General features: G+C 68.0%; 26 protein-coding genes. 11 read left to right on the forward strand and 15 right to left on the reverse strand.

Features of this window, described 5'->3' with window-relative positions; genetic code table 11:
- Window positions 1-614: 614 nt before the first annotated feature.
- Window positions 615-1,805: an arginine deiminase gene (locus ABD231_RS33725; protein WP_344161301.1), complete on the reverse strand. Its 1,191-nt coding sequence runs from the start codon at window positions 1,803-1,805 to the stop codon at window positions 615-617.
- A gap of 212 nt (window positions 1,806-2,017) precedes the next feature.
- Between ABD231_RS33725 and ABD231_RS33730 the strand changes: the two genes are divergently transcribed.
- The 3 genes from ABD231_RS33730 to ABD231_RS33740 are packed head-to-tail and all read left to right on the forward strand — an operon-like array spanning window position 2,018 to window position 4,719.
- A complete protein-coding gene (locus ABD231_RS33730; protein WP_344161304.1) occupies window positions 2,018-2,806 on the forward strand; it encodes a glycosyltransferase in 789 nt (262 codons plus the stop codon).
- A 41-nt stretch (window positions 2,807-2,847) separates the two neighbouring features.
- Complete coding sequence (locus ABD231_RS33735) at window positions 2,848-4,392, forward strand: MptA/MptB family glycosyltransferase (RefSeq protein ID WP_344161307.1); 1,545 nt, start codon at window positions 2,848-2,850, stop codon at window positions 4,390-4,392.
- A 9-nt stretch (window positions 4,393-4,401) separates the two neighbouring features.
- Window positions 4,402-4,719 (forward strand): cupin domain-containing protein, encoded by a 318-nt coding sequence (locus tag ABD231_RS33740; RefSeq protein ID WP_344161309.1) that lies wholly within the window; start codon window positions 4,402-4,404, stop codon window positions 4,717-4,719.
- Here ABD231_RS33740 and larC read toward each other — a convergent pair.
- Together larC and larB are read right to left on the reverse strand one after the other, a co-directional pair.
- Window positions 4,716-6,059 carry a nickel pincer cofactor biosynthesis protein LarC gene (larC, locus tag ABD231_RS33745; protein ID WP_344161312.1) on the reverse strand — a complete coding sequence of 448 codons (1,344 nt, stop codon included), beginning with the start codon at window positions 6,057-6,059 and terminating at the stop codon, window positions 4,716-4,718. The genes ABD231_RS33740 and larC overlap by 4 nt on opposite strands.
- Window positions 6,056-6,775, reverse strand: coding sequence for a nickel pincer cofactor biosynthesis protein LarB (gene larB / locus ABD231_RS33750; RefSeq protein WP_344161315.1), 720 nt, complete (start codon window positions 6,773-6,775; stop codon window positions 6,056-6,058). Before larB ends, larC begins: the two co-directional genes overlap by 4 nt.
- A gap of 109 nt (window positions 6,776-6,884) precedes the next feature.
- Here larB and ABD231_RS33755 point away from each other — a divergent pair, with 109 nt between their 5' ends.
- A complete protein-coding gene (locus tag ABD231_RS33755; protein WP_344161318.1) occupies window positions 6,885-7,367 on the forward strand; it encodes a DUF4446 family protein in 483 nt (160 codons plus the stop codon).
- Window positions 7,368-7,465: 98 nt separating this feature from the next.
- Here ABD231_RS33755 and ABD231_RS33760 read toward each other — a convergent pair whose 3' ends face one another.
- Window positions 7,466-9,058, reverse strand: coding sequence for a bifunctional phosphatase PAP2/diacylglycerol kinase family protein (locus ABD231_RS33760; protein WP_344161321.1), 1,593 nt, complete (start codon window positions 9,056-9,058; stop codon window positions 7,466-7,468).
- 94 nt (window positions 9,059-9,152) lie between these two features.
- Here ABD231_RS33760 and serS point away from each other — a divergent pair, with 94 nt between their 5' ends.
- Both serS and ABD231_RS33770 read left to right on the forward strand, forming a co-directional pair.
- Window positions 9,153-10,424 (forward strand): serine--tRNA ligase, encoded by a 1,272-nt coding sequence (gene serS / locus ABD231_RS33765; RefSeq protein WP_344161324.1) that lies wholly within the window; start codon window positions 9,153-9,155, stop codon window positions 10,422-10,424.
- The gene (locus ABD231_RS33770) at window positions 10,421-11,260 is read left to right on the forward strand and encodes an HAD family hydrolase (protein WP_344161327.1); all 840 of its coding nucleotides are present in this window, start codon (window positions 10,421-10,423) and stop codon (window positions 11,258-11,260) included. The genes serS and ABD231_RS33770 overlap by 4 nt, the downstream gene beginning before the upstream one ends.
- 179 nt (window positions 11,261-11,439) lie before the next feature.
- Here the strand turns inward: ABD231_RS33770 and ABD231_RS33775 are convergent, their stop codons facing one another.
- Entirely contained in the window at window positions 11,440-11,994 is a 555-nt protein-coding gene (locus tag ABD231_RS33775; protein WP_344161330.1) for a WhiB family transcriptional regulator, read from the reverse strand.
- Between the two features lie 554 nt (window positions 11,995-12,548).
- On the opposite strand from ABD231_RS33775, the gene ABD231_RS33780 reads away from it, so the two are divergent.
- Window positions 12,549-13,361 carry an HAD family hydrolase gene (locus ABD231_RS33780; RefSeq protein WP_344161333.1) on the forward strand — a complete coding sequence of 271 codons (813 nt, stop codon included), beginning with the start codon at window positions 12,549-12,551 and terminating at the stop codon, window positions 13,359-13,361.
- 3 nt (window positions 13,362-13,364) lie between these two features.
- On the opposite strand, the gene ABD231_RS33785 is transcribed toward ABD231_RS33780, so the two are convergent.
- Window positions 13,365-13,970, reverse strand: coding sequence for a bacterial proteasome activator family protein (locus ABD231_RS33785; protein WP_344161336.1), 606 nt, complete (start codon window positions 13,968-13,970; stop codon window positions 13,365-13,367).
- Between the two features lie 31 nt (window positions 13,971-14,001).
- Window positions 14,002-14,532, reverse strand: coding sequence for a CGNR zinc finger domain-containing protein (locus tag ABD231_RS33790; protein ID WP_344161339.1), 531 nt, complete (start codon window positions 14,530-14,532; stop codon window positions 14,002-14,004).
- A 25-nt stretch (window positions 14,533-14,557) separates the two neighbouring features.
- Between ABD231_RS33790 and ABD231_RS33795 the strand changes: the two genes are divergently transcribed.
- Window positions 14,558-14,725 (forward strand): hypothetical protein, encoded by a 168-nt coding sequence (locus tag ABD231_RS33795; protein WP_344161343.1) that lies wholly within the window; start codon window positions 14,558-14,560, stop codon window positions 14,723-14,725.
- On the opposite strand, the gene ABD231_RS33800 is transcribed toward ABD231_RS33795, so the two are convergent.
- The 4 genes from ABD231_RS33800 to ABD231_RS33815 are packed head-to-tail and all read right to left on the reverse strand — an operon-like array spanning window position 14,722 to window position 19,213.
- Window positions 14,722-17,322: an FtsX-like permease family protein gene (locus ABD231_RS33800; RefSeq protein ID WP_344161346.1), complete on the reverse strand. Its 2,601-nt coding sequence runs from the start codon at window positions 17,320-17,322 to the stop codon at window positions 14,722-14,724. The two genes, ABD231_RS33795 and ABD231_RS33800, sit on opposite strands and share 4 nt — an antisense overlap.
- The gene (locus ABD231_RS33805) at window positions 17,322-18,044 is read right to left on the reverse strand and encodes an ABC transporter ATP-binding protein (protein ID WP_344161349.1); all 723 of its coding nucleotides are present in this window, start codon (window positions 18,042-18,044) and stop codon (window positions 17,322-17,324) included. The genes ABD231_RS33800 and ABD231_RS33805 overlap by 1 nt, the downstream gene beginning before the upstream one ends.
- Window positions 18,041-18,613, reverse strand: a complete 573-nt coding sequence (locus tag ABD231_RS33810) for a PadR family transcriptional regulator (protein WP_344161352.1) — start codon at window positions 18,611-18,613, stop codon at window positions 18,041-18,043. The genes ABD231_RS33805 and ABD231_RS33810 overlap by 4 nt, the downstream gene beginning before the upstream one ends.
- 33 nt (window positions 18,614-18,646) lie before the next feature.
- Window positions 18,647-19,213, reverse strand: coding sequence for a TetR/AcrR family transcriptional regulator (locus ABD231_RS33815; RefSeq protein ID WP_344161355.1), 567 nt, complete (start codon window positions 19,211-19,213; stop codon window positions 18,647-18,649).
- A gap of 73 nt (window positions 19,214-19,286) precedes the next feature.
- On the opposite strand from ABD231_RS33815, the gene ABD231_RS33820 reads away from it, so the two are divergent.
- Complete coding sequence (locus ABD231_RS33820; protein WP_344161358.1) at window positions 19,287-19,700, forward strand: VOC family protein; 414 nt, start codon at window positions 19,287-19,289, stop codon at window positions 19,698-19,700.
- Here ABD231_RS33820 and ABD231_RS33825 read toward each other — a convergent pair.
- From ABD231_RS33825 to ABD231_RS33840, 4 genes are read right to left on the reverse strand one after another with little or no spacing between them, the layout of a single operon-like run.
- Window positions 19,697-20,674, reverse strand: a complete 978-nt coding sequence (locus ABD231_RS33825; RefSeq protein WP_344161361.1) for an NAD(P)H-quinone oxidoreductase — start codon at window positions 20,672-20,674, stop codon at window positions 19,697-19,699. The genes ABD231_RS33820 and ABD231_RS33825 overlap by 4 nt on opposite strands.
- A gap of 3 nt (window positions 20,675-20,677) precedes the next feature.
- Window positions 20,678-21,532 (reverse strand): phosphotransferase family protein, encoded by an 855-nt coding sequence (locus tag ABD231_RS33830; protein ID WP_344161364.1) that lies wholly within the window; start codon window positions 21,530-21,532, stop codon window positions 20,678-20,680.
- 32 nt (window positions 21,533-21,564) lie between these two features.
- Window positions 21,565-22,104, reverse strand: coding sequence for a molybdenum cofactor guanylyltransferase (mobA, locus tag ABD231_RS33835; protein ID WP_344161367.1), 540 nt, complete (start codon window positions 22,102-22,104; stop codon window positions 21,565-21,567).
- A 12-nt stretch (window positions 22,105-22,116) separates the two neighbouring features.
- Window positions 22,117-22,704, reverse strand: coding sequence for a MerR family transcriptional regulator (locus tag ABD231_RS33840; RefSeq protein WP_344161370.1), 588 nt, complete (start codon window positions 22,702-22,704; stop codon window positions 22,117-22,119).
- A gap of 64 nt (window positions 22,705-22,768) precedes the next feature.
- Here ABD231_RS33840 and ABD231_RS33845 point away from each other — a divergent pair, with 64 nt between their 5' ends.
- Together ABD231_RS33845 and cobC are read left to right on the forward strand one after the other, a co-directional pair.
- Window positions 22,769-23,557: a carbon-nitrogen hydrolase family protein gene (locus ABD231_RS33845; protein WP_344161373.1), complete on the forward strand. Its 789-nt coding sequence runs from the start codon at window positions 22,769-22,771 to the stop codon at window positions 23,555-23,557.
- Between the two features lie 20 nt (window positions 23,558-23,577).
- Complete coding sequence (cobC, locus tag ABD231_RS33850) at window positions 23,578-24,603, forward strand: Rv2231c family histidinol phosphate aminotransferase CobC (RefSeq protein WP_344161376.1); 1,026 nt, start codon at window positions 23,578-23,580, stop codon at window positions 24,601-24,603.
- Window positions 24,604-24,659 lie beyond the last annotated feature (56 nt).

Genomic DNA, 24,659 nt, shown 5'->3' on the forward strand with positions numbered 1-24,659 from the left:
GGCGGTTGCGATGGCGTGGAAGGCGTCGTGTCGTGCCTCCTCCACGGTCGGCGGACCCACGGCCGTCCAGCGACGAACCGTGGTTGTCGGGGCGGCATCGACCTTGAGTGCCCGTCAACCACGCGGTCGGCGCGCCAATGGTTGGTCGGTGCCCAAGGCGATGGTCGACGCCGACCTTGAGTGCCTGTCGACCACGGGGAGTCCGCGGGAATGGGTGAGGGGTGCTCAAGGTGGGGCAGCACGATCTTGGGCAAGGGGCAAGCACGTGGGGCCTGTGTGGTGGTTCGTGGTCGTGGGGCGCGGCGTATGTTCCACCGAGCCGGCCCAGAATGCGAGAGAAGGCCCGAAGTGCTCGGGACGGCGGAGCCCTGGATTCGCACCTCTGCGTGATCACGCGGGCGCCAAAGCGGGCTGTCGCCGCCGGGAGCAGTGTCCGATAAACGAGAAAGCCCCGGCGTATACCGGGGCTCTCGTACGTGGACGGCCCAAGTCCTGCTGACGGGGGAGCAACAGGGCCTGGGCCTAGGCATGAAGAGTACTCAGGTGCGGGTCACTGCACAAGCCCCGATTTCACTGCGCGTGTCGTCGGCCTTACTTGTGTCGTCAAGTAAGGGTCAGGCGGGGTCGCGGAGGATGGGGCAGGACATGCAGCGGGGGCCGCCGCGGCCGGAGCCTAGTTCGGAGCCGGAGATGCGGATGACGTCGACGCCGGATTCCTCGAGGCGCTGGTTGGTTTCGACCGTGCGCTCGTAGGCAATGCAGACGCGGGGGGCGAGGGCGAGGGTGTTGTTGCCGTCGTCCCATTGTTCGCGTTCGGCGGTGACGGGGTCGAGGCCGGTGTCGATGCGGCGCAGGGTGTCGATGCCTAGGGCCTTGGCGGCGGCGACTAAGAAGGGTTCGGGTTCGGCGACGTGTAGTTGGTCGCCGTCGGTGGTGACGGCGAGTGCGCGCATCTCTTCGGCCATGTTCGGATACATCAGTACGGCGTCGACGTCGACCATCGTGCACACCGTGTCGAGGTGCATGGTGGCCCGCTGCTGTGCAATCGGTACGGCGAGGACGGTGTGCGCGAGGTCTTGAGCGAACACTCGGCGGGCCAGCCGCTCCACACCAGCCGGCGTGGTCCGCTCACCGACACCAACCGCGAGCACCCCGGGCCCGAGTGCGAGCACATCCCCACCCTCGACGTGCTCCAAAGAGTGGTCATACACCTTGCCCGCCCCCGCGAACCGCGGGTGGAACCCGTAGATCAGCTCGGTCAGCTGCGTCTCCCGAACCCGCGCCGGCATCGCCAGCGAGGTCACAGCGACCGAGTTCCGGATCCACACACTCGAGTCCCGCGTGAAGAGCAGGTTCGGCAGCGGGTCGATCAGGAAGTCCTCGTGCGCGAGCAGTGACGTGACCAGCCCACCCGCCCGGACCTCGTCGTTCCGCACGCCGGCCATCAACGCCTCAGCCAGCCCACCCGGGTCGAGAGACGTCAGGGACGCCGCCAGGTAGTCGCGCAGCGTGTCCCCGAGCCGCAGATCCGCAATCGCCCCCTCGACGGCCTGGGCCCGAGCCGTCGGGTCGCCCAGCGCCTCGATCAGCAGCTCGTGCAGATACAGCACCTCGACACCGCGGTCCCGCAGCACCTGCGCGAACGCGTCGTGCTCGTCCTGGGCGCGGCCGACCCACGGGATGCCGTCGAAGAGGAGTTTGTCGTTGTTGCGTGGTGTCAGCCGGCGGAGCTCGTTCCCCGGCCGGTGCAGCATCACAGTCCGCAACGTGCCGACCTCGCTGTCGACGCCGTACCTCTCGGTCATCCGCCTGCCCTCTCGTCCGGTCGTGCCCACCACGCTACGGCAGTCACGCCGCCTCCGGTCTTGTGTCCGATTGTCCGACAATATCCTAGGAAGAGCCTCGCGGCCACGTGGCTGTCGTCACCCTCCGGCCCGGTCCTTCGAAAGAACGAATGTGTCCTGGCGGTACCCGCTGAGGCGGATGATCGGCTGGGAAGGAACTAGGCTGCGGTGCTGTGTCCGGTGCTGATTCATCCCCTGAGCCGTTCGAGCGTGCCGTCGCCTGTGTGATCCCGGCGAAGGACGAGGCGGCGCGGATCGCGGCGACGGTCGACGCGGTGCACAAGATCATCGGCGTCGATCTGGTGGTGGTCGTCGACGACGGCTCCTCCGACGGTACGGCGGAGGTCGCGCGACGCGCAGGCGCAGTCGTGGTCAGCCACGACCGGAACCGGGGCAAAGCGGCCGCGATGGAGACCGGCGCGGCTGCGGTCGCCGAGCGCGATGGCGCCCGGCCGCGGCACCTGCTCTTCCTCGACGCCGACCTCACCGACTCCGCCGCCGCTGCGGCACCGCTGCTCGAGCCGGTCCAGGCCGGCCGCGCGGACATGACGATCGGTACGTTGCCGGCCCAGGTTCGGGCCGACGGTTCGAAGGCCGGCGGGCACGGGTTCGTGGTCAAGCTGGCTCGCGCCGGCATCCACGAGGCGACCGGTTGGTCGCCCGAGCAACCGCTCTCCGGCCAGCGCTGCCTCACTCGGGTCGCGTTCGAGGCCGCCGTACCGTTGGCGTCTGGGTTCGGTGTCGAGACCGCGCTGAGCATCGACCTCGGCCGCAAGGGTTTCCGCATCCTCGAGGTGCCGATCGACGTCCGGCACCGGGCGACCGGGACCGATCTGCGCGGGCAGCTGCACCGCGGCAAGCAGTACCTCCATGTACGGCGCGCGCTCGCGGCGCGGAGCGCGTTGCCGGCCGACGGTGGACCGTCGCTGCGCAGCCTGTTCCCGCGGAAGACGACGCCATGAGCGCTGAATTGAATTCTTTCCCCGCCCCACCGCCCCGGTCTGTGACAACCGACCCGCGCCTGGCGGAGCGGTACGGCAAACGTGCCGTCGCGCTCTACCTCGCCTGTACGGCGTTGATCGTGGCAGTCGGCCTGCTCGGCCCGTCGGTGGTCGTGCTGACGCTGACCAACCGGCACCCGTGGCTCCCGTCGTACTGGTTCGACGCGAAGCCGAACGACTGGCTCGTGTCCGTGATGATCTACGTCGCGATCGCGCTCGGTGGGTACGGCGTTTGGATGGCCGTCAAGGCGCTCAAGCACGGCTGGGCTCCGCGAATCAAACGATTGGTTGCCCTAGGCATCGGTACGACGGCCGCCGTGACGCTGGTGCCGCCGATGGCGTCCGGCGACGTACTGATCTACGCGGCGTACGGGCGGATCATGACGCTCGGCGGCAACCCGTACACGACGGCGCCGGCCGACACCATCCGGCTCGGGTACGACCCGGTGATCGCGGCGACCGAGCGGCCGTGGCAGGGCGCGCGCAGTGTCTACGGCCCGATCGCGACCTGGATCCAGTGGCTCTCGTCGCTGGTCGGTGGCGACTCGATGCAGCTGACGGTGTGGATGCTGCAGCTGTCGGTCGGGATCAGCCTGATCCTGACCAGCCTGCTGCTGCTCAAGCTCGTCGGCCCGAATCTTCCGAGCCGCCGCCGCGTGCTGATGCTCGGCATGGCGAACCCGCTGCTGCTGTGGTCGGTTCTGGCCGGTGGGCACAACGACTCGATCGCCGTGATGTTCGCCGTGGTCGCGCTGGTCGCGCTGCGACGGCATGTGTTCCTGGCCGGGATCCTGATCGGGATGGCCGGCGCGACCAAGCTGTCGATCGGCCTGGTCGGCATCGCGATGCTGTGGTCGCTGCGCGGCGATCGGCGCAAGATGCTCTACCTCTGCGGCGGCGGCGCGCTCGCGATGGGCGGTCTGTACGGCGTCTTCGGGCTGCAGGCGTTCCAGCAGGCGCGCTCGCAGACGTCGTTCATCTCGACCGGTACGCCGCACAAGGTGCTGCTCAGTCTGTTCGATCTGTTCCTGCCCGGCGGGCTGGTCCGGACCGTCCTCGCGATCCTGGCGTGGGGCGGGCTGGTCGTGGTCGCGATCCTGCTCTCGCAGGTGATGCCGAAGTCGCTCGTCCCGCAGACGTATCCGGACGACCCGGTGCCAACCGCGGTCCGCTCCACCGCGATCCTGGCGATCGCGTGGGTGCTGACGGCGATGTACTCACTGCCCTGGTACGACGTGATCGCCTGGCTGCCGTTGGCGGCCGTGGCCGCGTCGAAGGTCGACAAGTTCATGGTGATCCGTACGACGATGCTCGCGATCGCATATGTGCCTGGGCGCGACCCGAACGCGCGTCAGGTCGCGGCAACCCTGTCCGACTCGCTCGAGTTCTTCAGCGCGCGGCTGCGAGACACCATCTGCCCGGCGGTCGAGCTCGCCGTACTGGTCGGGTTGATTGTGTGGTCCCGTCGGAACGGGGCGCAGTGGTGGCCGTACGACTGGCCGCGCCGCAAGCAGAAGGCCGTTCCGGAGAAGGCTGCTGCGCGTTAACCTCGCCGGATGAAGAAGCTGGTGGGGGCGGGTGTCTTCGTACACCGCGAGCCGAACGACTACGTCGAACAACTGCGGACCGGGTCGATGTCCGTCGGGACCTACTCGATCCCGGCCGGCGGGGTGGACGACCAGGCGCCGCATCACGAGGAAGAGATCTACGTGGTGACGGGTGGGCGGGCCACGTTCGTCACGCCGTCCGGCGCGGAGCCGGTCGGGGCGGGCGATGTCCTCTTCGTTGAAGCCGAAGAGGAGCATCGCTTCGTCGACATCCTTGAAGATCTGTCGTTGTTGGTCTTCTTTGCGCCGGCGTACTCCGGGCGTTAGTTCCAGAAGTCCGCGGCGGCCGCGACGGCTCGGGCCATGATGGCTTTCACCGGTTGCTTGAGCTCGACGGCCGCGGCGACGACGTCCTCGTACTCCGGTTGCACGTTGACCACTTGGCCGTCGTACCGGGCGATCTTGATGCTGATGGATTGCCCGTCGACGTCGACCGAGGTGAACTCGCGGTCGGCGGCGTGCTTGCGGATGTCGTACTCACGCAGGCCGATCGCGGTGGTCTCGGTGAGGACGACGCGGCGTACGGCGGCCGCGTTCGTGCTGCTGACCAGGACCGACAGGGTGTGCGCCGGGCGACCCTTCTTCATCAGGATCGGGGTCAGCCACGCGTCGGACGCACCCGCGTCGAGCAGCCGCTGCAGAACCGGCGGCCACAACCGCGGATCCAGGTCATCGATGTTGGTCTCGTAGACGAGCTGCGTGGCTTGCCGCTCGGTCGTCTCGCCGACGATCACGCGCAAGATGTTCGGCACCTCCACCGGGTCCCGCCCGCCCGCACCCACGCCCGTCCGCCCAACCCGCATCGGCGGCATCATCCCGAACTCGTCGGCGAGCGTCGCCAGCAACGCGGCCCCCGTCGGCGTCGTCATCTCGTACGGCGCCGTGCCCCCGATCACTGGTGCTTCAGCCTCGGCCACCAGGTGCAACACCGCGGGTCCCGGAATCGGAATCCCCCCGTGCTGCCCCTTCACCTGTCGTCCGCCACCGAGCGCGATCGTCGAAACCACCACCCGCTCAATCCCGAGCGAGACAGAGGCCGCCGCAACCCCCACGATGTCCGCAATCGCATCCAAGGCGCCAACCTCGTGGAAGTGCACGCCCTCAACATCCACCCCATGAGCATTAGCCTCAGCCCGAGCCAGCCGCCCGAACGTATCCAACGCCCGCCCCCGCACCACCTCAGGCAGCTCAGCCTCTTCAAGAATCCGCCGAACCTCACTCCAAGGCCGAGTAGGCCCATGCGAGTGGTCGCCCGAAGAGTCGTGCCCATGCCCATGCCCCACATGCCCATGCCCGTGGTCATCGGCGGGAAGGTGGTGATCGGGGGAGGGGACGCCCGCCAGGTGATCCCCCTCGGGCTGGTGCTCGGCGCGGGCTGCTGCCTCCCCCGGAATGCTTTCTGGGTGGGGCGTGCCGTCTACCTCGACCGTGGCTTTCAGGGCGGCTATTTGGTGGCGGGCGGTGCGGCTGACCTGGACTGAGAGGGTGGGGTCTACGGCGGCTACTGCTGCGTTGACGTAGGCGAGGTCGGCGCCGGCGTCCAGTAGGGCTCCTAGGAGCATGTCGCCGGAGGCGCCGGCTGAGCAGTCGATCCAGGCGATCTTCACGACTCGTCCTTTGACTCGCGGGGGGCTGCTCGGCGGGCTACTCGGGCGGCGAAGACGCCGGCGCCGAAGCCGTTGTCGATGTTGACCACGGTGACGCCGGGGGCGCAGGAGTTGAGCATGCCTAGGAGGGCGGCTACTCCGCCGAAGGAGGCGCCGTACCCGACTGACGTGGGCACAGCGACCAGGGGGACGCCGACTAGGCCGCCGACGACGCTGGGGAGGGCACCCTCCATTCCGGCGACGACGATGAGGCAGTCTGCCGCGTCTAGGCGCTCACGGACGCCGAGGATGCGGTGCAGCCCGGCCACGCCTACGTCGGTGATCATTTCGACCTGTGCGCCGAAGACGCGTGCAGTGGTCGCCGCCTCCAGTGCGACCGGCGCATCCGAGGTACCGGCGGCCACCACGGCCACGGTCCCCCGCAGTACGGGCAGCTCGCCGAGGACCGCCGTACGGCCGACTGGGTCGACCACAGCGGCCGGTAGCGCCTCAGAAACGGCGGACTGGGCTTCCGGCGTTAGACGGGTCGCCAGTACGGCGGTGTGCGGGTGGGTGGCGTGCAGGGTGCGCAGGAGTTCCACCACCTGCGACGGGGTCTTGCCGGCGCCGTACACCACCTCGGCGTCGCCGGTGCGCTCGAGGCGGTCGGTGTCGAGGCGGGCGTAGCCGAGGTCGTGAACCCCCGGCTGTGGTCCTTGGTCAGGCAAATGTGTCACGTCGTGAATCTACGTGCCCACCGCCCCGGACACCTCTTCCGGCTGTCGTTCTGCACGCTCCGCAACCACCTGAGTACTCAGTAGACCCCGATGCCTTAGGCTCTCGTGCGTGTCTTCGACGTTAGCCGGTGCATTCGGGATCGCTGCCTTGTTCGTGGCGGTGCTCGCCCTCGTGTTCGCCATCCAGGCGGTCCGGGCCCAGACCGGTACGACGGCCGCCGCCGTACCGCCGCCTGCTCCGGAGCCCGAGCCGGAACCGCAGCCCGAGGCCAAGCCGGGCACCGTCAAGGCGGAGCTACGCAAACTCGGCAAGGACATCGAGGTGACCCGCGCGGAGCTGCGAGACACCGTCCAGCACCTGGCCATCGTCCGGTACGACGCGTTCGGCGACACCGGCGGCAAGCTGTCCTGGTCGCTGGCCCTGCTCGACGACAACGGCCACGGTGTCGTCCTGACCTCGATCAACAGCCGCGCCGACGCCCGCACCTACGCGAAGGAGATCCGCTCCTTCACCAGCGAGTCCAAACTCTCCCCGGAGGAAGAGGAAGCCCTCGAAACCCTCCGCAAAGACGCCGGCCCCACCATCACCTGACCCGAGCCATCTCATGGGTTAACCCAGCAGATTGTGGGTTCTGGACCCTCATGCGGGTGCAAAACCCACAAGCTCATGGGGGAACCCATCAGATGGGGTTAGCGGCGGCGGGGGACTCGGGCGATGAGGGCGCCGGGTTCGATTTCGGCGGTCAGGGAGCGGCCGGGGCCGATGGGGTCGCCGTCGAGCTGGCGCTGGACGTCGACCGCGGCGTGGATCTCGACTTTGCGGCCGGTGAAGCGTTCGAGGTACATGTCGGCGCGGTTCGTGCGCGTCATCAGGCGCCAGACGACGATCGGCCACTGGGTGACCCGCCGCGGCGCGATCACCACCACGTCGAGCAGACCGTCGTCCGGTCGCGCGTCGGGCAGCAGCGGGATGTTGGCCTGCAGCATCCCGACGTTGCCGACCACGACAGTCCGGACCCGGCGCTCGATCGTGAGCTCGTCGTCGAAGGTGATCTGAACCCGCACCGACGGGTGGTTGATGTTCCGAGCCGTCGACACCAGGTACGCCGGCCATCCGATCTGCGCCTTGAGCACCGGAGGCGCACCGGAGATGATCGCCGCGTCCAGCCCCAGCCCGGCCATCACCGCGAACCGGTCCGTGTCCAACTCATCGCCGTACACGGAGACCATGTCGATCCGCCGGTCCCGCCCCTCCAGGATCCGCTCCAGCGCGTCGTCCAGGTCGAGCGGGATATGCAGGTTCCGGGCCAGCAGGTTCCCCGTACCAGCCGGGATCACCCCCACCGGGATCCCCGTGTGTGCCAGCGCCGCGCAGACCACCCGGACCGTCCCGTCGCCGCCGGCCACCAGCACCAGGTCCGATTCGTACTCGATCGCGCGCTTGGCCATCGCGTTCCCGGAGTCGTCGGCACGCGTCTCCAGCCAGAGCGGGTCGTCGAATCCCCGCAGCTCCAGCGACCGGGTCACCTTCCGCCGGAAGGCCACGCCGTCCCCGACCTTGATCGGGTTGACGATCACCGCGGCCCGGGGCGGCCTGGCGGTCTCCAAAGGCGACGGAGGCGTACGACGGCGCCTGCGGCGCAGTCCGGGGCGCAGGCCGAAGCCGATCGACGTGGCGGTCAGGATGGCGAGCCCGAGCGCCCATCCACCGAGCACATCGGACACGTAATGCACGTTCAGCGCGAGGCGGTCCACAGAGGCGATCCAGACCACCGCGATCACCGGCAGCAGCACCAGCAGCCGGAACCGCCGCCGCCAGCCGCGCACCGACGGCAGCACGACACCGAGCGCCCCGGCCATCACGAACGCCGCCGTGGCGTGCCCGGACACGTACGACCACCCGTCGGCCTCAACCAGCTGCTGAGCTGGCCGGGAGCGCGTGAAGATGTACTGCGCCGCCTGGACCAGCCCCAGCTCCGCACCGGCCGACACCAGCAGCCAGACGGTCAGTAGCCGCGCCCGCCGGTGCCAGAGGTAGACGGCGACGATCACGATGACCGCCCGCGACGTCCACGGCAGCACGACCGCCCCGACCACCTGCCAGAAGTCGACCACGTTCGGGTGAGTGGCGCCGTACGTCGAGGCTCGGGCCGCCACCGAGGTGTCCCACTGCTGCAGCGGCGGCCACCCTCCGAAGACCAGCAGGGTGATCACGGTGAACGGCACCGCACCCAGGACAACGGTGAGCGCACGGCCGACCGGACTGGGTGGATGGTGGTTCATCGCCCGCTCAAATCCCCCTCTGTGATCATGTGAGACCACCCCATCATCCCGAATTGACTTCGCCGGTTCTGACACGCCCCGATACCCTCAGGGTGTGATTGACGCGAAACTGCTCCGTGAGAACCCTGACGTCGTACGTGCCGCCCTGACCAAGCGCGGCGAGAGTACTGACCTGGTCGACCAGATTCTGGTCGCCGACAGTGAGCGTCGATCGTCCATTTCCGCCTTCGAGGCGCTCCGGGCCGAGCAGAAGACGCTCGGCAAGCAGGTCGCCCAGGCCAAGGGTGACGAGCGCGCCGCGCTGCTGGAGCGGACCAAGACGCTGGCCGCCGAGGTCAAGGCGAACGAGGCGAAGGCCAACGAGGCCGGCCGCCGGTACGACGAGCTGTCCGGCGCACTGCCGAACCTGGTCTCGGACGAGGCGCCAGTCGGTGGCGAGGCGGACTTCCGCGTGGTCGAGGAGATCGGCAAGCCGCGCGACTTCACCGCCGAGGGCTTCGAGCCGCGCGACCACCTCGAGCTGGGCGAGCTGCTCGGCGCGATCGACATGGAGCGCGGCGCCAAGGTCTCGGGCGCCCGGTTCTACTTCCTCAAAGGCGCCGGCATGCTGCTCCAGCTCGGCATGCTGCAGCTGGCCGTCCAGCAGGCGCTCGAGAACGGGTTCACCCCGATGATCACGCCGACCCTGGTCAAGCCCGAGGTGATGGGCGGCACCGGTTACCTGTCGGCGCACGACGACGTCTACCGCCTCGACGACCCGGAGCTGTACCTGACCGGTACGTCGGAGGTCGCGCTGGCCGGGTACCACATGGACGAGATCCTGGATCTGAGCAACGGCCCGATCCGGTACGCCGGCTGGTCGTCGTGTTACCGCAAGGAAGCCGGCTCGCACGGCAAGGACACCCGCGGGATCATTCGCGTCCACCAGTTCGACAAGGTCGAGATGTTCTCCTACTGCAGCCTCGAGGACGCTGCCGCGGAGCACCTGCGGCTGCTGGACTGGGAGAAGCAGATGCTCGACAAGATGGAGCTGAGCTACCGGGTGATCGACACCGCGACCGGTGATCTCGGCCAGTCGGCGTACCGGAAGTTCGACTGCGAGGCCTGGGTGCCGACCCAGGGCGCGTACCGCGAGCTCACCTCGACGTCGAACTGCACCGACTTCCAGGCCCGCCGGCTGAACATCCGGCACCGCGACGCCGACGGCAAGACCCAGCCGGTGGCGACGCTGAACGGGACCCTCGCCACCACGCGCTGGATCGTGGCGATCCTGGAGACGCACCAGCTGGCGGACGGATCGGTCCGGGTACCGACGGCCCTGCAGCCGTATGTCGGTGGCCGCGAAGTCCTCGAGCCGATCAAGTGACGGATCCGCAGCCGTCCGGGGCGGTGGGGCGGGGAAGGTATCAGCCAGCACCCTTTCGACCGACAGCTGTTGCCCTCGACATCGATGGCACGCTGATCGACCACGACGAGATGTTGTCGCCTGCGGTCGTCGACGCCGTACGGCGGGCGTCCGCGCAGGTACCGGTGTTCCTGGCGACCGGCCGGGCCTGGTCGACCACCAAGCCGGTGGCCGATCGGTTCGGTCTGCCCGACGGCGGAATAGTTGTCGTGAGCAACGGTGCACGCACGATGCGCTACCCGACCGGCGAGGTGCTGGACGAGCGCACCTTCGATCCGCGCACGGTGATCGCCTCGGTCCGCGAGCACGCGCCGAACGCCCGGATGGCCGTCGAGGAGTACGACGGCACCTACCTGGTGACCGCGCCGTTCCCGGACGGCGACCTGGGCAAGAACGCGAAGATCCGCGTGGTCGGCGACGACGAGCTTGCGCCGGAACCCGTGACCAGGTTGATCATTCGGGACCCGGAGCAGTCCGAGGCGGATTTCGTCCGGCTGGCCGAGCGGCTCGGTCTGCACGGGGTCGGGTACTTCGTCGGGTGGACGGCCTGGCTCGACATCGCGCCCGAGGGTGTGGACAAGTCGACAGGACTGAAGGTCGCACTGGCGCAGTACGACTTGGATGCGTCGGGACTGCTCGCGATCGGGGACGGACGCAACGACATCGAGATGCTGACGTTCGCCGGCCACGGGGTCGCGATGGGCTCGGCACCCGACGAGGTGAAGTCGGCTGCCGATGAGGTGACCAAGTCGGTCACCGACGACGGTGTTGCCGCCGTTCTGAATCGCTACTTCTGAGACCGCACCATTCTGGATCTCGGTGAGCGGTCTGTGCCAACCTTTCGACCAGAACAAAATAGGTTGACAACCCAGGAGATTGCTGCAGGCAACGAAAAGGCCCGGAACCCCTGTCTACACAGGGATTCCGGGCCGATGCGTTGAGTGACCGACAGTCCGCTGGCGGGCCGATTGTCGGGTCAGGCGACGCGGCTACCGCCCCGGCGGGGCTGGCACGGCTGGACGTCCACGACGGTCTCGAAGGCGTCCAGGACCGCGTTCACCTCGGGCCGCGGGCGCGGCGTCTTGGTGGCCGGGCTCTGGCCGCGGCGGGCCCGGCGCAGGTGCCTCTTGACAGTTGACAAGGAGCATCCGAGCCGCATAGCAAGGGATTCCAGGCTGTCGGAGGGGTACTGACCCCGCAGCCGCAGCACCTCTTCGTGGCTCACCGGACGCCGCGTACCGCGGGCGCCGGCCAACTGGTCGAAGTCGTCGGCCTGCACTTCGACGTCGAGCAGATTGCGCATCGAACGGCGTTGTGCGGCGGTGGTTCCGGCGACGAAGCCGCTCACATCGTGCTCGGCGACGGCGCTGTACAGGCAGTCGGTGAACAGCGGACACGAGGCACACAAGGCTTTTGCCTCCCGTACCAGCTGTTCGTACCGCTCCCTGGTCCGGCGGGTGGCCGAAGCGGGCGGCGGCTCTTCCATCAGGCGGTGCTGGAAAATATCCGACCGGGCGATACATCCGGTCATGGCCCCATCTGTGCCGGAAGATGTGTCGACAGCTCGATCGTGTCCCATGAGATTGGCGCTGCTGACGGTCATCAAAGCTCCCCAAGTATCCGGACTCATGTGAACGAACGGTGAACGTCGCCCGGTCACACAGATCCCTAGCCGATGGAACGGCGAACTGTTGCCGACCCACCACGTCGTCGTCCCGGTCTCGGGACATACCGATCCATAACTGTTGACGTCGCTGCTGAGGATTTGGTTGCAGCCAAATCCGCATCAATTTCGCGGACGTTACGTCTGCTGGTTCGCTGGCGGGCTGTCTCAGTCGTGCTGATCCAGAACAGGCATACGACGCGGTCGAATCGCTCCGGGTTCCCTGCCAGACCACCGCATGAAATCACGCGCTCTCCCTGCTGCGCAGGGGAACTAGCTGCCTTTGCAGCATGTTGCCGTAACGGTCTGGTGACGTTGTCAAAAGCTCAATCAGATTGATCAGAATCATCTGAAACCGATGTCCGAAAACTTGCGCAGACAGCCGTTCCGGCGGTAGAGAGCAGGCCGGATACGGTGAGCCTGTGAAGGCCTCCGCACCGCATCGCCCACCCCGGCTGATTGCCACCGATCTCGACGGAACGCTGGTCCGCAGCGATCGATCGGTCTCCGATCGAACCCGCGCCGCGGTGGCCGCGGTGCAACGGGCGGGAAGTGTTTTCGTGATGGTCACCGCCCGTCCACCTCGGTGGTTGCACGAACTGGCAGATCTGGTCGGCGATCACGGAATCGCAATAGTTGCCAACGGCGCCATTCTGTACGACGTCGGCCGGCAGTCCGCGATTCGGACGCGGCTGATCGATCCGGCCGTTCTGCACGAAGTGGCAACGGCGATCCGGTCGGAGATTCCCGAAGTGGAGTTCGCGATTGAGCGATCGAACCGCTACGGACAGGAACCGCGGTACGTGAACCGCTGGCCGCAACCCGAGGACACATTGATCGCCGAGCTCGAGGTCCTGCTGGCCGAGCCGGCCGCCAAGCTGCTGGTCCGGCATCCCAGTTGGCACTCAGACGACTTGCTGGCGCGAGTCAGCGCGTTGGTGGGTGAGCGAGTGTCCGCAAGCCACAGTGGCGGCACGAGCCTTGTGGAGATCGGTGCGACCGGTGTCTCCAAGGCCGCGATGCTCGCGGACTTCGCAGCAGAGCTGGACATTCCGGCCGCCGACACGATCGCCTTCGGTGACTCGCTGAACGATCTGCCCATGCTGGCTTGGGCCGGTACGTCGTACGCGGTCGCGAATGCGCACACCGACGTACTCGCCGTTGTGGACAAGGTTTGTCCGTCAAACGACGAGGACGGCGTCGCCGCCGTCCTCGAGGAGTTATTTCAGCTCTAAGTTTTAGAGATACATCCCGCCGCTGCCTGGGCCATCCGTGGCTTGAGGTGCACCGGGGAAGCCGGGTCCTTCTTCGCCCGCGGGCTGCTGGCCGCCAGGCAATGCGCGTCGCATTCCTTCCAGTTGCTGGCGTGCGGCCATCTGCTGGGCGAACAAGGCGGTCTGAATGCCGTGGAACAAGCCTTCCAACCAACCGACCAGCTGGGCCTGTGCGATCCGCAGCTCGGCCTCGGTTGGCGTGCTGTCCTCGGTGAAGTCGAGGCTGAGTCGCTCCAGCTCTTCGACGAGCTCGGGCGCGAGGCCGCTCTCCAGCTCCTTGATCGACGCTTCGTGGATCGACCGCAGCCGCTGCCGCGACGCCTCGTCGAGCGGGGCCGACTTCACCTCTTCGAGCAGCTGGCGAATCATGTTCGCCACCCGCATCACCTTGGCGGGCTGTTCGACCAGTTCGGTCACCGACCGTGGCTCATCGTGATCGTCATCGTCGTCCGAGCGCGGCGGTCCTTCGACAGCCATGCCGTCGGGGCCGACGATCAGCACTTTGCCGTCCTCGGTCCGTGCCCCGGCCATCGGCATCTCCTGGCCCTCGCCGCTGCTGCTCTCGCTCATCTGCCCATCCTAGGACCCGGGCGCCGCAGTACTAGGGGGTGCGGGCCCGATGCCGCCGTACGGCGTCCCGATTCGCGCAAGCGGGGCTGCAATAGCGCTGGCGCCCGGTCCGCGACAGATCGGCGTACACGTTGTCGCAGCCCTCGGTGGCACAGCGCCCGAGCCGGCTGATGCCACGGCCGGCCAGGTGCAACGCCGTACCGGTGCTGATCAGTGTCGCGACCAGCCTGCCAACCGGCACGTGGTCAGGCCGGTAGTGCATGTGCCAGCCGTCGCCGGCGTGGTTGGTGAGCCGCGGATGCTCGGTGTACTTGGCGAGCATGGCGTTCATCAGATCGACGCGGCTCTGCTCATCCTCGGCGTCAACGACTTCCAACCACTCGTCCAGAGCAACCTGTACGGCGGCCAGGTCCGCGCGGGTCACCTTCCGGTCTCGCACGAGGCGGCTCTCGACGCCGCTCTCTTCGCAGCGCTCGGCCAGTTCGTCGGGGGTCGAGGCCGGTCGCGTGACCAGGTTCACGGCCAGCAGCACCGCGTCGGCACCGTAAGGGTTGAGATGCATAATGCCATTACAGCACGATGGACGTATGACAGCCCACACCGAGACCCACCGGCACCGCTGGAGCGTGGTGTCCGCCCATCAGGTCAGCGAAGGACTCGTCGTGTACCAGCGGTGTGCCTGTGGCGACTGGCGCGTCACAAGCACACCGCCGTACCCGGTGGCCTATCCCGAGGTGGCGCACATCGCGAGTTAGTTGATGCGGGCAACCATCGGCAACCGCGATCGCGTGAGGACCCACGCGACCAGCCCGGCGAAGAGCGGGACCACGACGACGATCGTGGCCAGCCCGGCCCACGGCACCGCGAAGTACGGTGAGCCGAAGGCAGCGTGTGACGTGTAGCCGTAGAGCGCGCCGACCCCCACACCCAGCACGCACCCCAACTGCCCGATCACCCACGCCTGTGCCGCCGCGAGACTGCGCCGCCGACGCGGCGGAGCGCCGATCGCGGCCAGCGTCGCCAGATCCGCCCGGCCCTCCGCCGCCGACAGCGACACGGAGATCGCCACGCCCAGCAACGTCACCACGGCCGCAGCGCCGATGACCCAGAGCAGGATGCGCCGGGACGGATCCTGAAAGCCTTGCTCGACGACCAGTATCCCGTCATGACCGAGGAGGCGGTCGACCGCGGCGATCTCGTCGCCGGTCGGCAGCCGCTTCAGGTCGTACTCGACGGCGAACGTGCCGGCTTTACCGAGCTTCGCTGCCGCCGCAGGACTGATCATGAGCTGGTCCCGCAGCAGTTCGAGCTTGGGGAAGTCGCCCGCGTACGTCGCCTTGAGCGTCGTGGTGGTCGCACCCTGGAGCTGAACTGTGCCCGTCTTGGTGAAGTCGGCATGGGGCACCAGAACTTCCCCGGCCCGGAGGCGATCTGCGAGCTTCCGCCCTTCGGCTCCGATGGCATCCAGGTACGCCGGATCCACGACGACCAGAGCGCCGACGAACCCGTACTCCCGTCCACTCTCGCCGCTGGTAGCCGTCATCCAGAGCGGGCCGGCGCCAGGCGGGCTGTCGGGGTCCTGAATCATCCCGAAGCGGTAGACGCGTTCGGTCGGCAGCTGACCGGCGATGTGTTGCTCGATCGCGGTCGAGTAGGGCACCGATCCGGAGTCGTCGCCGAATCGCACCATCGCATTGCCCAACTGGGCTTGCGGGACGTACGACACCGCGTCGGCGGCGGTCGAGTTGGCCCCGGCGAAGGCCGCTGCGGCCGTGGCCGCGACCGCCATCATGATCGCGGCGGTGGCCGGGCCGGTGCGATGCCGGTGCCTGGCCGCATCCCGCAGTGCCAGCCGGCCGCTGAGCGGCAGATGCCGAGCTGGTCCGCCCAGCTTGCCCAGGAGACTCGGCAGGATCCAGACCACACCGATGAGAACAGCGGTGATCCCGACCAGGACCAGCACGACCGGACCCAGAGGTGTGGCGCTCGCCCGAGGCGCTCCGGCGACGCTCTGGGCAGTGCGGGCCGCAGCGAGAGCGGCCGCGAGCATCCCGGAACCGGCCACCACCAGGACAACGCCGGCGATGATCATCACAACCGCCGGTTTGCGGATCCTCGTCCGGGCGACCGTTGCCGCGAAGCGCCCGGACAACGCGGCCAACGGAGCCTGCCGGCTTGCGCTGATCGCCGGCACGGTGGCGGCCGCAACCCCGGCGGCCAGTCCGAGTGCCGCGATCAGGGCAATGCCGCCCCACGGGACCTGCCAGGCGATGAACAGCGAGCCGCTCACCTGCTCCCACAGTGGCCGGCCGGCCAGCAGGGTAATTGCCGCAAGCACCAATCCGCTCGTCACCCCGACCACTCCGGCGAACAGGCCTTGCAGGAGGACGATGCGCCGGACGTCGCGCGGGGTGCCGCCGGCGGACAGCACCAGCCCGAGTTCCCGGGTCTGCCGACGAGCGCCGACAGCGAACGCCGTACCGGCGAGCAGGACGATCTCGAGGATGCCGAACCCGATCACCAGCGTCATCGCGACGTACGGGGCGATGGCGTCACCGTTGAAGTCGACGGGCGGATCCACAATGTTTGCTCGCGGCAACAAATAGAATCCCTTGCCGGAAAGGGCTGTCGCGAGCGCGAGCGGGTCGGCCGTCGGCGGCAGGTCGACCAGCCAGGAGATGTCGGTGCTCTCGGCAGGGGTCATCAGTCGGGTGCCGGGAGCGGCGAAGACCCACCAGTCGGTCGGCTGGGCGGTCGGACGCGCCAGGCCGACGACCTGGTACGACGTCCCCTTGGCGTCCTGCATGGTGCCGCCGACGGTGACTCCGAGGTGCTTTGCGAACGACGGAGAGAGCGCGACCTCGGTCGGGGCAACGGGAAAGCGGCCCTGGTCCAGGTGACTGAGATCCTTGGCCAGGGGATTCTGCGGCTCACCGACGATGAGTGCCACCCCGTTGGTGGTGGACGGGCCCTTGATGTCGACGCTGCCCATCTCGCTCGGTGCGCGGACAACAGTGCTGCCCGCCGGGAGCAATGGACGGGGATCGAAGTTCGCCGGAACTCGCACCGGCGTCTCGTGGCCCTCGGCCGGTCCCGGCATTCCGTACAGGTTCGGCCCGGTTTCGACCGGCTGCAGCTTGCCGTACGGCGTCACTGTGAGCCGTGCATCCGCCTGACCGATGGTGATCCGGGCCAGCGTCTCACCGCTCGGGTCGCTGGTGCGACCGCTGACGCCGAGCACAGTGCCTGCAAAGACCGGCAACCCGATCAGTGCGGCGACCAGGAGGGTACGGCCGAAGTGTCTGCGGGTGGTTCGGCGCGCGATCCGCAGGGGTGGTCCCCAGCTGCCCATCAGTGGCTTCCCTGGAGGAGTTGGTCGGGGTCGGACAGCGGGCCGGCCTGGCCTACCAGGACACCATCGCGCAGGTAGACCACCCGGTCGGCCCAGGCTGCGTGCCGGGCTTCGTGGGTGACGAGGACGCCGGCGATCCCGTGCTGGTCGCAGCGGTCGCGGAGGAGTTGAAGGACGGCCTCGCCGGTCTCGGAGTCGAGAGCTCCGGTGGGTTCGTCGGCGAGCAGCAGTCGTCGGTCGCCGACAATGGCGCGGGCGATGGCCACCCGCTGGCGCTGGCCTCCGGACATGTCGTCGGGGAAACGGTCGGCAAGTTCACCGATACCTACCTCCTGCAGAGCTGCTTCGGCGTACTTGCGGGCGGTGCGGCTCCGGGTGCCGTCGAGCTCGAGGGGGAGTGCGACGTTCTCGGCTGCGGTGAGTGCGGGGATCAGGTTGAAGTCCTGGAAGACATAGCCGATCCGGCGGCGCCGCAGTGCGGCCACGCCGGCCGGGGCGAGGGTGACCAGGTCGTTGCCGTCGACAAGTACTTCGCCGCTGGTCGGGCGGTCGAGACCGCCGGCGCAGGTCAGCAGAGTGGACTTGCCCGAACCGGATGGGCCCATCACGGCCACGAGCTCGCCGGGTGCCACGCTCAGGTCGACGCCGCGCAACGCGTGCACGGCCTGTTCGCCCTGGCCGTGTGTCCTGGTCAGGCCGCGGATGTCGAGGATCGCGCTCATCGGGTCACCTCTGTGGTGTCGTCGGCCTCATGGATCTGCGCGGGTTTCGCCGGCCGGCCGCGATGCCTTAACAGGATGGACTCGCAGTGGTCGAGCCAGCGGATCTCGGCCTCGGCGGCGAAGATCATCGACTCCAGCACGAGCCGCCAGGAGATCTCGTCGTCCCGGTCGCCGCGTTTCAGCCGGGTCAGCTCCTGCAGCGACTGCATCGTCGCCGCGCGCTGCCGCTGGACGACGGCGCTGACGTCGACACCCGGAACCGCCAGTGCCAGCGCGAGTTTGATCGCGAGCTCGTCCCGCGGCCGCGACTCCCGGGTCACCGGTGTCTGGAACCAGTTGTCCAGCTCGGCTCGGCCGGCCTCGGTGATCTCGTACGTCGATCGGCCGTCGGCCTCGGTCGACACAGCCACGACCAGGCCGTCACGCTCCAGCCGGGTCAGGGTCGTGTAGACCTGCCCGATGTTCAGCGGCCAGGTCGCGCCAGTGGCCGCCTCGAACTCTCCGCGCAGCTGATACCCGTACTTCGGCTCCTCGCGGAGCAACGCCAGTAGTCCGTGCTTGATCGACATAGATACTGAGTATGCATACCCAGTATGGCGCGGTCAACCCACCAGTCGCCGTACCAGGCGTTCGGTGCTGGCGGCGACGTCGTACGGATGGCCCGTTCCGGGTGTGAGTTGGTCGAGGACGAGGCCGTCGATCGCGAAGTGGAGGAGGCGGATCTCCTCGGCGCCGCCGGGTAGGCCGGCGTTCGCATTGAAGGAGACGTCGGCGTCGAAGCCCTGGCGGATCGTGCGGGAGAGAGTCTCGTGCAGCTCGGGGCGGCGGGCCGCTTCCAGGCGGAGCTCCATCAGAGCGAGGGAGAGCTCGGGGCGGCCGAGGAGTCGCTCGACGATGTAGTGGACGTAGTCGACGACCAGGTCGAGGTCCGGTGTGCGATGCGAGAGCGGTTCGAGGACGGCCGGATCCGGGGCGAGTCGCTCGAAGATCCGCTCGCCGAGGGCGCCGAGCAACGCATCCCGGGTCCGGAAGTAATTGGACGCCGTACCGGCCGGGAGTCCGGCGGCGGCGTCCACCGCGCGGTGGGTCAGGCCGCGGGCGCCGGCTTCGGCGAGGACGGCGAGACCGGCGTCGGCCAGCTGGGTACGGCGTTCGGGGTTCCGGGGCATGTTGACAACTGTAGCAGTCATCAACTACAACTGTCGTGGTCAACAACAACACCTGTAGTAGTCAGGAGTGCGTATGCAACCCGCAGCCTTCGGCGCCACCGTGGTCACCGACCGTCCGGCGGAGGTCGCCGCCTTCTATCAGCAGCACTTCGATCTCCAGGTCACCGTCGATCTCGGCTGGTTCATCTGCGTCCGGCGCGGCGACGCCGATTGGGAGCTCGCGATCGTCGAGCGCGGGCACGAGTCGGTGCCGGCCGCGGTGAATGCGCTCCGGGACAGCACCAACGTGTTCGGTTTCATCGTCGACGACGCCGACAAGACCGCGGCCGCGCTGGTCGAGGGCGGTGTTCAGCTCGAGGGCGAGGTCGTCACCGAGGTGTGGGGTCAGCGGCACTTCTTCGTGCGTGACCCCGAGGGCAGCTGGATCGACGTGATCCAGCTGGTCGCACCGGATCCTTCGTGGCTCGCCGAGAACATGCCCAGCTAGAGCGTGAGCAGGACCTTTCCGATCTGACTGGACTCCTCGAGGTCGCGGTGTGCCTCGGCGACCTGGGCGAGCGGGTAGGTGGCGTGGACGATCGGGCGGACCTTCTTCGCGGTGACCAACGGCCAGACGTGGCCGACCACCTCGGCGATGATCCGTCCCTTGTCCGCGACCGAGCGGGCCCGCAGACCGGCCGCGGTCACCGACGCGCGCCGGCTGAGCAGGCGGCCGAGGTCCAGCTCGCCCTTCGCCCCGCCCTGCATGCCGATCACGACCAGGCGGCCGTCGTACGCCAGGGACTTCACGTTGTCGGTCAGGTACTTCGCGCCGATGATGTCGAGGATGACGTCGGCCCCGGCGCCACCGGTCGCCTCCTGGACCACCGAGGCCCACTCGGCTTCCTTGTAGTTGATCGCGACATCGGCGCCGAGCCGGCTCGCGAACTCCATCTTGTCCTTGCTGCCGACCGTCGTCAGCACGCGCGCGCCATGCGCGACACCGAGCTGGATCGCCATCGTGCCGATCCCCGAAGCCCCGCCGTGCACCAGGAAGGTCTCGCCGGCCTTGAGGTGCGCGCCCATGAAGATGTTCGACCAGACGGTCGCGACGACCTCAGGCAACGCGGCCGCGCTGACCAGGTCGATCCCCTCCGGGATCGGCATCACCTGCGGCGCCGGTACGACGACCTTTTCGGCGTACCCGCCGCCGGCGAGCAGCGCACAGCACTCGTCGCCGACTGCCCAGTCCGTGACCTCGGAACCGACCGCGGCGATCCGGCCGGAGACCTCGAGGCCGATCGTGCCGGGAGCGCCCGGGGGCGGTGGGTAGAACCCCTGCCGCTGAAGGAGGTCGGCCCGGTTCACGCCTGCCGCGACGACGTCGATCACGACCTCGTCCATGGCCGGGGTCGGATCCGGGATCTCTCCGACGGTCAGTACGTCGAGTCCGCCTGCACCCTCACACACCACAGCTCGCATGTCTCACACCGTACCGGCGATGTCCGCGGCAATCCCCTCCAGGTGAACGTCTTCGCCTATCGACTTGAACCAGTCCCATAGCTCGAGCGAGTGGTAGACCCGGTACAACTCGATCCGGTTCTTGGGGAGCTCGCCGTACCCGTCCTCGAGGCCCTTGAGTTTGTCGGTGTTGTCGCGGACCGAGTACGAGATGGTCTTCGCGACGTCCATCAAGGGGTCGGCACCGATCGCGTTCTCCACGTCGATGAACCCGGTGACCTGCCAGGTCTGCGGGTCGACCAGCACGTTGCCTTCATGGAAGTCGTTGTGGCACAGGACCGCGTGATCGTTGGCGAGATCGGTGTGGCGTTGGACGTACTCGGTGATCCGCTGGTGCAGTGCGAGGTCACCGCCGAGCTGCTCGAACTCGTTCAGCTTCTTGGCGAACTGCCGCCGGACGTACTGCTCGTTATCCGGCAACGGGTCGAGGATCTGATCGACCAGATACCCGTACGCCGGTTGCGGGATCCCGTGCATTCGCTTCAGCAACGCGCCGATCTGCTGGTAGATCGCCCGCCAGCCCGGTGGTTCGAGCTCGGACAGCGGAACACCGTCTAGTTTGGTCAGGACCGTGAACTCGTCCTGCTCGACGTACAGGATCCTCGGGATTTCGGTCGTGAACTCGGCGGCGAGCAGTCCGTAGACGTGGACCTCTTTGGCTTGCTTCCACGCCCACTCGGGCTTGTAGACCTTCACGATGAGCGGACCCTCGTCGGTGCTTGCTTCGAAGACACTGCTGAGCTGTCCGCCGGTCCGCTCGGTGATGTTCGTGACTGTGATGCCGGGACGGGCTTTAGCGACCATGGCATTGACGTCCATGTCTTGGACCCTAGGTGCGCTGTCGAACGGTTTTACCTGTCTAGATCCGCCCAGGTGTCCACGTCGTCACCATTCTTGGTTGGCTCCGACCACACCAGGTCGAGCTCGGCCATCAGCCGCCGTACCGACTTGTCCCGCGGATCGCCGAGTCGCTCCAGCGCCTGCTCAAGCGAGCTTCGCTTGTACGCCGCCGCCAGCCACTGGTCGCGCCCATTACTGTCCCGCAGCCCGCTGCCGTCGTGGCTCCCGAGGCTGTCGACCAGCCGGGTGACGTCAGCTGCCGTCACCCAGGGCAAGTCGCAGCTCAGCACGACCACAACCGGCTGGTGGCCACCGGCCAGCCCTGCAGCCAACCCAGCTACCGGACCACTTCCCGGGGGCTCCTCCTGGGTCCACTCCACGTCCCGGTAGGTCTCCCGCACCGGTCCGACCACCACAGTCCGCGCGGCACCCTCGACGGCCCGCAGTACTCGATCGAGGAACGTCACCCCGTCGAGCACCACCAGCGCTTTGTCCACTCCGCCAAGCCGAGTAGACCCGCCCCCCGCGACGATCACCGCATCGAACTCCACCCCCTCAGTCTGCTACTCCTCAGGCATCAGTGCGGCACGGGCGCTGCTCAGCTCCTCCAGTTGTTCCGGCGTCAGGTCGGCTGCCGCCTTGCGGCGGTGCTCGGTCATCGCAGCCAGCTCCTCGGGCGTCAGCTGGGCTGCCGCGGTCTTCCTGCTCTCTGCGAGCTCTTCGAACTCCTGTCGTGTGAGTGCACGGGTCATGGCAGTCATCACCTCAATCAACTCGATCAATGTCTGGGCCGACGGTTGCTCCGCCTGGTCCAGTCCGGTCAGCACACCGACCAGCTTCCGCTGCACCTTGGTCGCTGCAGCGACCTGCTCCTCGACGACTTCGAGCTGGGTGCGGATCAGCTCCCGCACGTCGCTCACGTCGCCGTCGAGCAGCTGCGCCACCTCGGCGAGCGGTAGCCCGAATGCGCGCAGCGCGAGCACCCGGTGCAATCGCCGTACGTCGGCGGCGTCGTACTGCCGGTGTCCCGAAGCGGTCCGTCCGCTCGGGGCCAGCAGGCCGATCTCGTCGTAGTGGTGCAGTGTGCGGACGCTGAGGCCGGTGGCTTGTGCCAGCTCGCCGACCCGCCAGGTCCTGTCGTCGGTGTCCATGTCTTGACCGTAAGACCTGACGTCACGGGAGGTTCAAGTCCGATTTGTGCGGCACCATGGGGACATGAGGATTGCCGTGGTGCAGACCGCCAGTAGCTCGGACAAGGCGGCCAATCGCGACCTGGTCACCAGGCTGGTGGCCGAGGCGGCTCAGGACCGGCCTGACCTGGTCGTGCTGCCGGAGGCGATCATGGCCGATTTCAACCTCGACGGCGTGGCAGACGTCGCGGAGCCGCTGGACGGCGAGTTCGTGTCGACCCTGCGCAAGAGTGCGGTGGAGCACGGGGTGGCGATCGTCGCCGGCATGTTCGAACGCAGCTGCGACCAGGACCGCCCGTACAACACACTGCTGGCGGTCGGCGCTGATGGTGCCCTGCTCGGCGCGTACCGCAAGATCCACCTGTACGACGCGTTCGGCTACAAGGAGTCCGACCAGCTGACCCCCGGTGACGTCGCACCGGTCGTGGTGAAGATCGCCGGCCGGACACTGGGCCTGATGACCTGCTACGACCTGCGGTTCCCCGAGCTTTCGCGTGCTCTGGTCGACAAGGGTGCCGATGTGCTCGTCGTACCGGCCGCGTGGGTGCGTGGCCCGCTCAAGGAGCACCACTGGACCACTCTGCTCACGGCGCGGGCCATCGAGAACACCTGTTACGTGGCGGCTGCGGCACAGAACGGGAAGAAGTACTCCGGCCTCAGCCAGGTCATCGACCCGCAGGGCGTCGCAGTCGCCGCAGTCGGTGACGCAGACGGCTATGCGGTGGCCGAGCTGACCGATGAGACCCTCACCGACGTGCGCCACCGCAACCCTTCGCTGGCCAACCGCCGCTTCACTGTCACTCCCCGTTCCTAGTCTCGGGTTAGCCTCCTGGGGTGGCAGACGGCTTTGACTTATGGCACCACGGCGATCTCGAGGTCGGTGACGGCCTGGTAGACCTCGCCGTCAACGTGCGGTCCGGTACGCCGCCACCCTGGCTGATCGACGCGATCACCGCGAGCCTGCCGGACCTGGCGGCGTACCCGCGTCAGGAGGCTGCCGTGCGGGCGGTCGCTGCGCGGCACCGGATGGACCCGGAGCGTGTCCTGCTGACCGCGGGTGCGGCAGAGGCGTTCGTGTTGATCGCCCGTGCGTTCCGGCCGCGACATGCGGTCGTCGTACACCCGCAGTTCACCGAACCCGAGGCAGCGCTGCGGTCCGCGGGTCACATGGTCGACCGGGTCATCCTGCGACCGGAGGACGGGTTCGTTCTCGATCCGGCGGCGATACCGGCCGACGCGGATCTCGTGGTGATCGGCAACCCCACCAACCCGACTTCGGTCCTGCACCGCGCCGACGACCTGCGCGAACTCGCCCGGCCGGACCGCATCCTCGTGGTGGACGAGGCGTTCATGGACGCCGTACCGGGTGAGCCGGAGTCGCTGGCCGGTGCGTCGATTCCGGGGCTGGTGGTGATTCGCAGTCTCACGAAGACATGGGGGCTGGCTGGGTTGCGGGTCGGGTACGTGCTCGCCGCTGCCGGGTTGATCGAGCAACTGGCGGCCGTACAGCCGCACTGGCCGGTGTCCACGCCTGCACTGGCCGCAGCGATTGCTTGCAGCAACGAGCATGCGGTCGCCGAAGCGGCTGCGGCTGCGCTCGACACCGAGCGCCAGCGGTCCTATCTGCTCGATAACTTGGTTGCTGGGCGCACATACGGCGTACCGCGCGGGCCGTTCGTCCTGGTGCAGGTCGCGGGAGGCACCGTACTGCGAGAAGCCTTGCGTGCCAAGGGCTATGCGGTACGGCGTGGGGATACGTTCCCGGGTCTCGGACCGGATTGGTTGCGCATCGCAGTCCGGCCGGAGGACGTTGTTGACGGCTTCGTGAAGGTGTGGCGCGACACTGCCGTCGACCTGTAACCGGCGCGACGTTTAGGCAGCCCTCCCTTTGCGCACAGGATGGTCCCACCATCAGT

It is taken from the genome of Kribbella yunnanensis (assembly GCF_039529655.1).
Classification (GTDB): Bacteria; Actinomycetota; Actinomycetes; order Propionibacteriales; family Kribbellaceae; genus Kribbella; species Kribbella yunnanensis.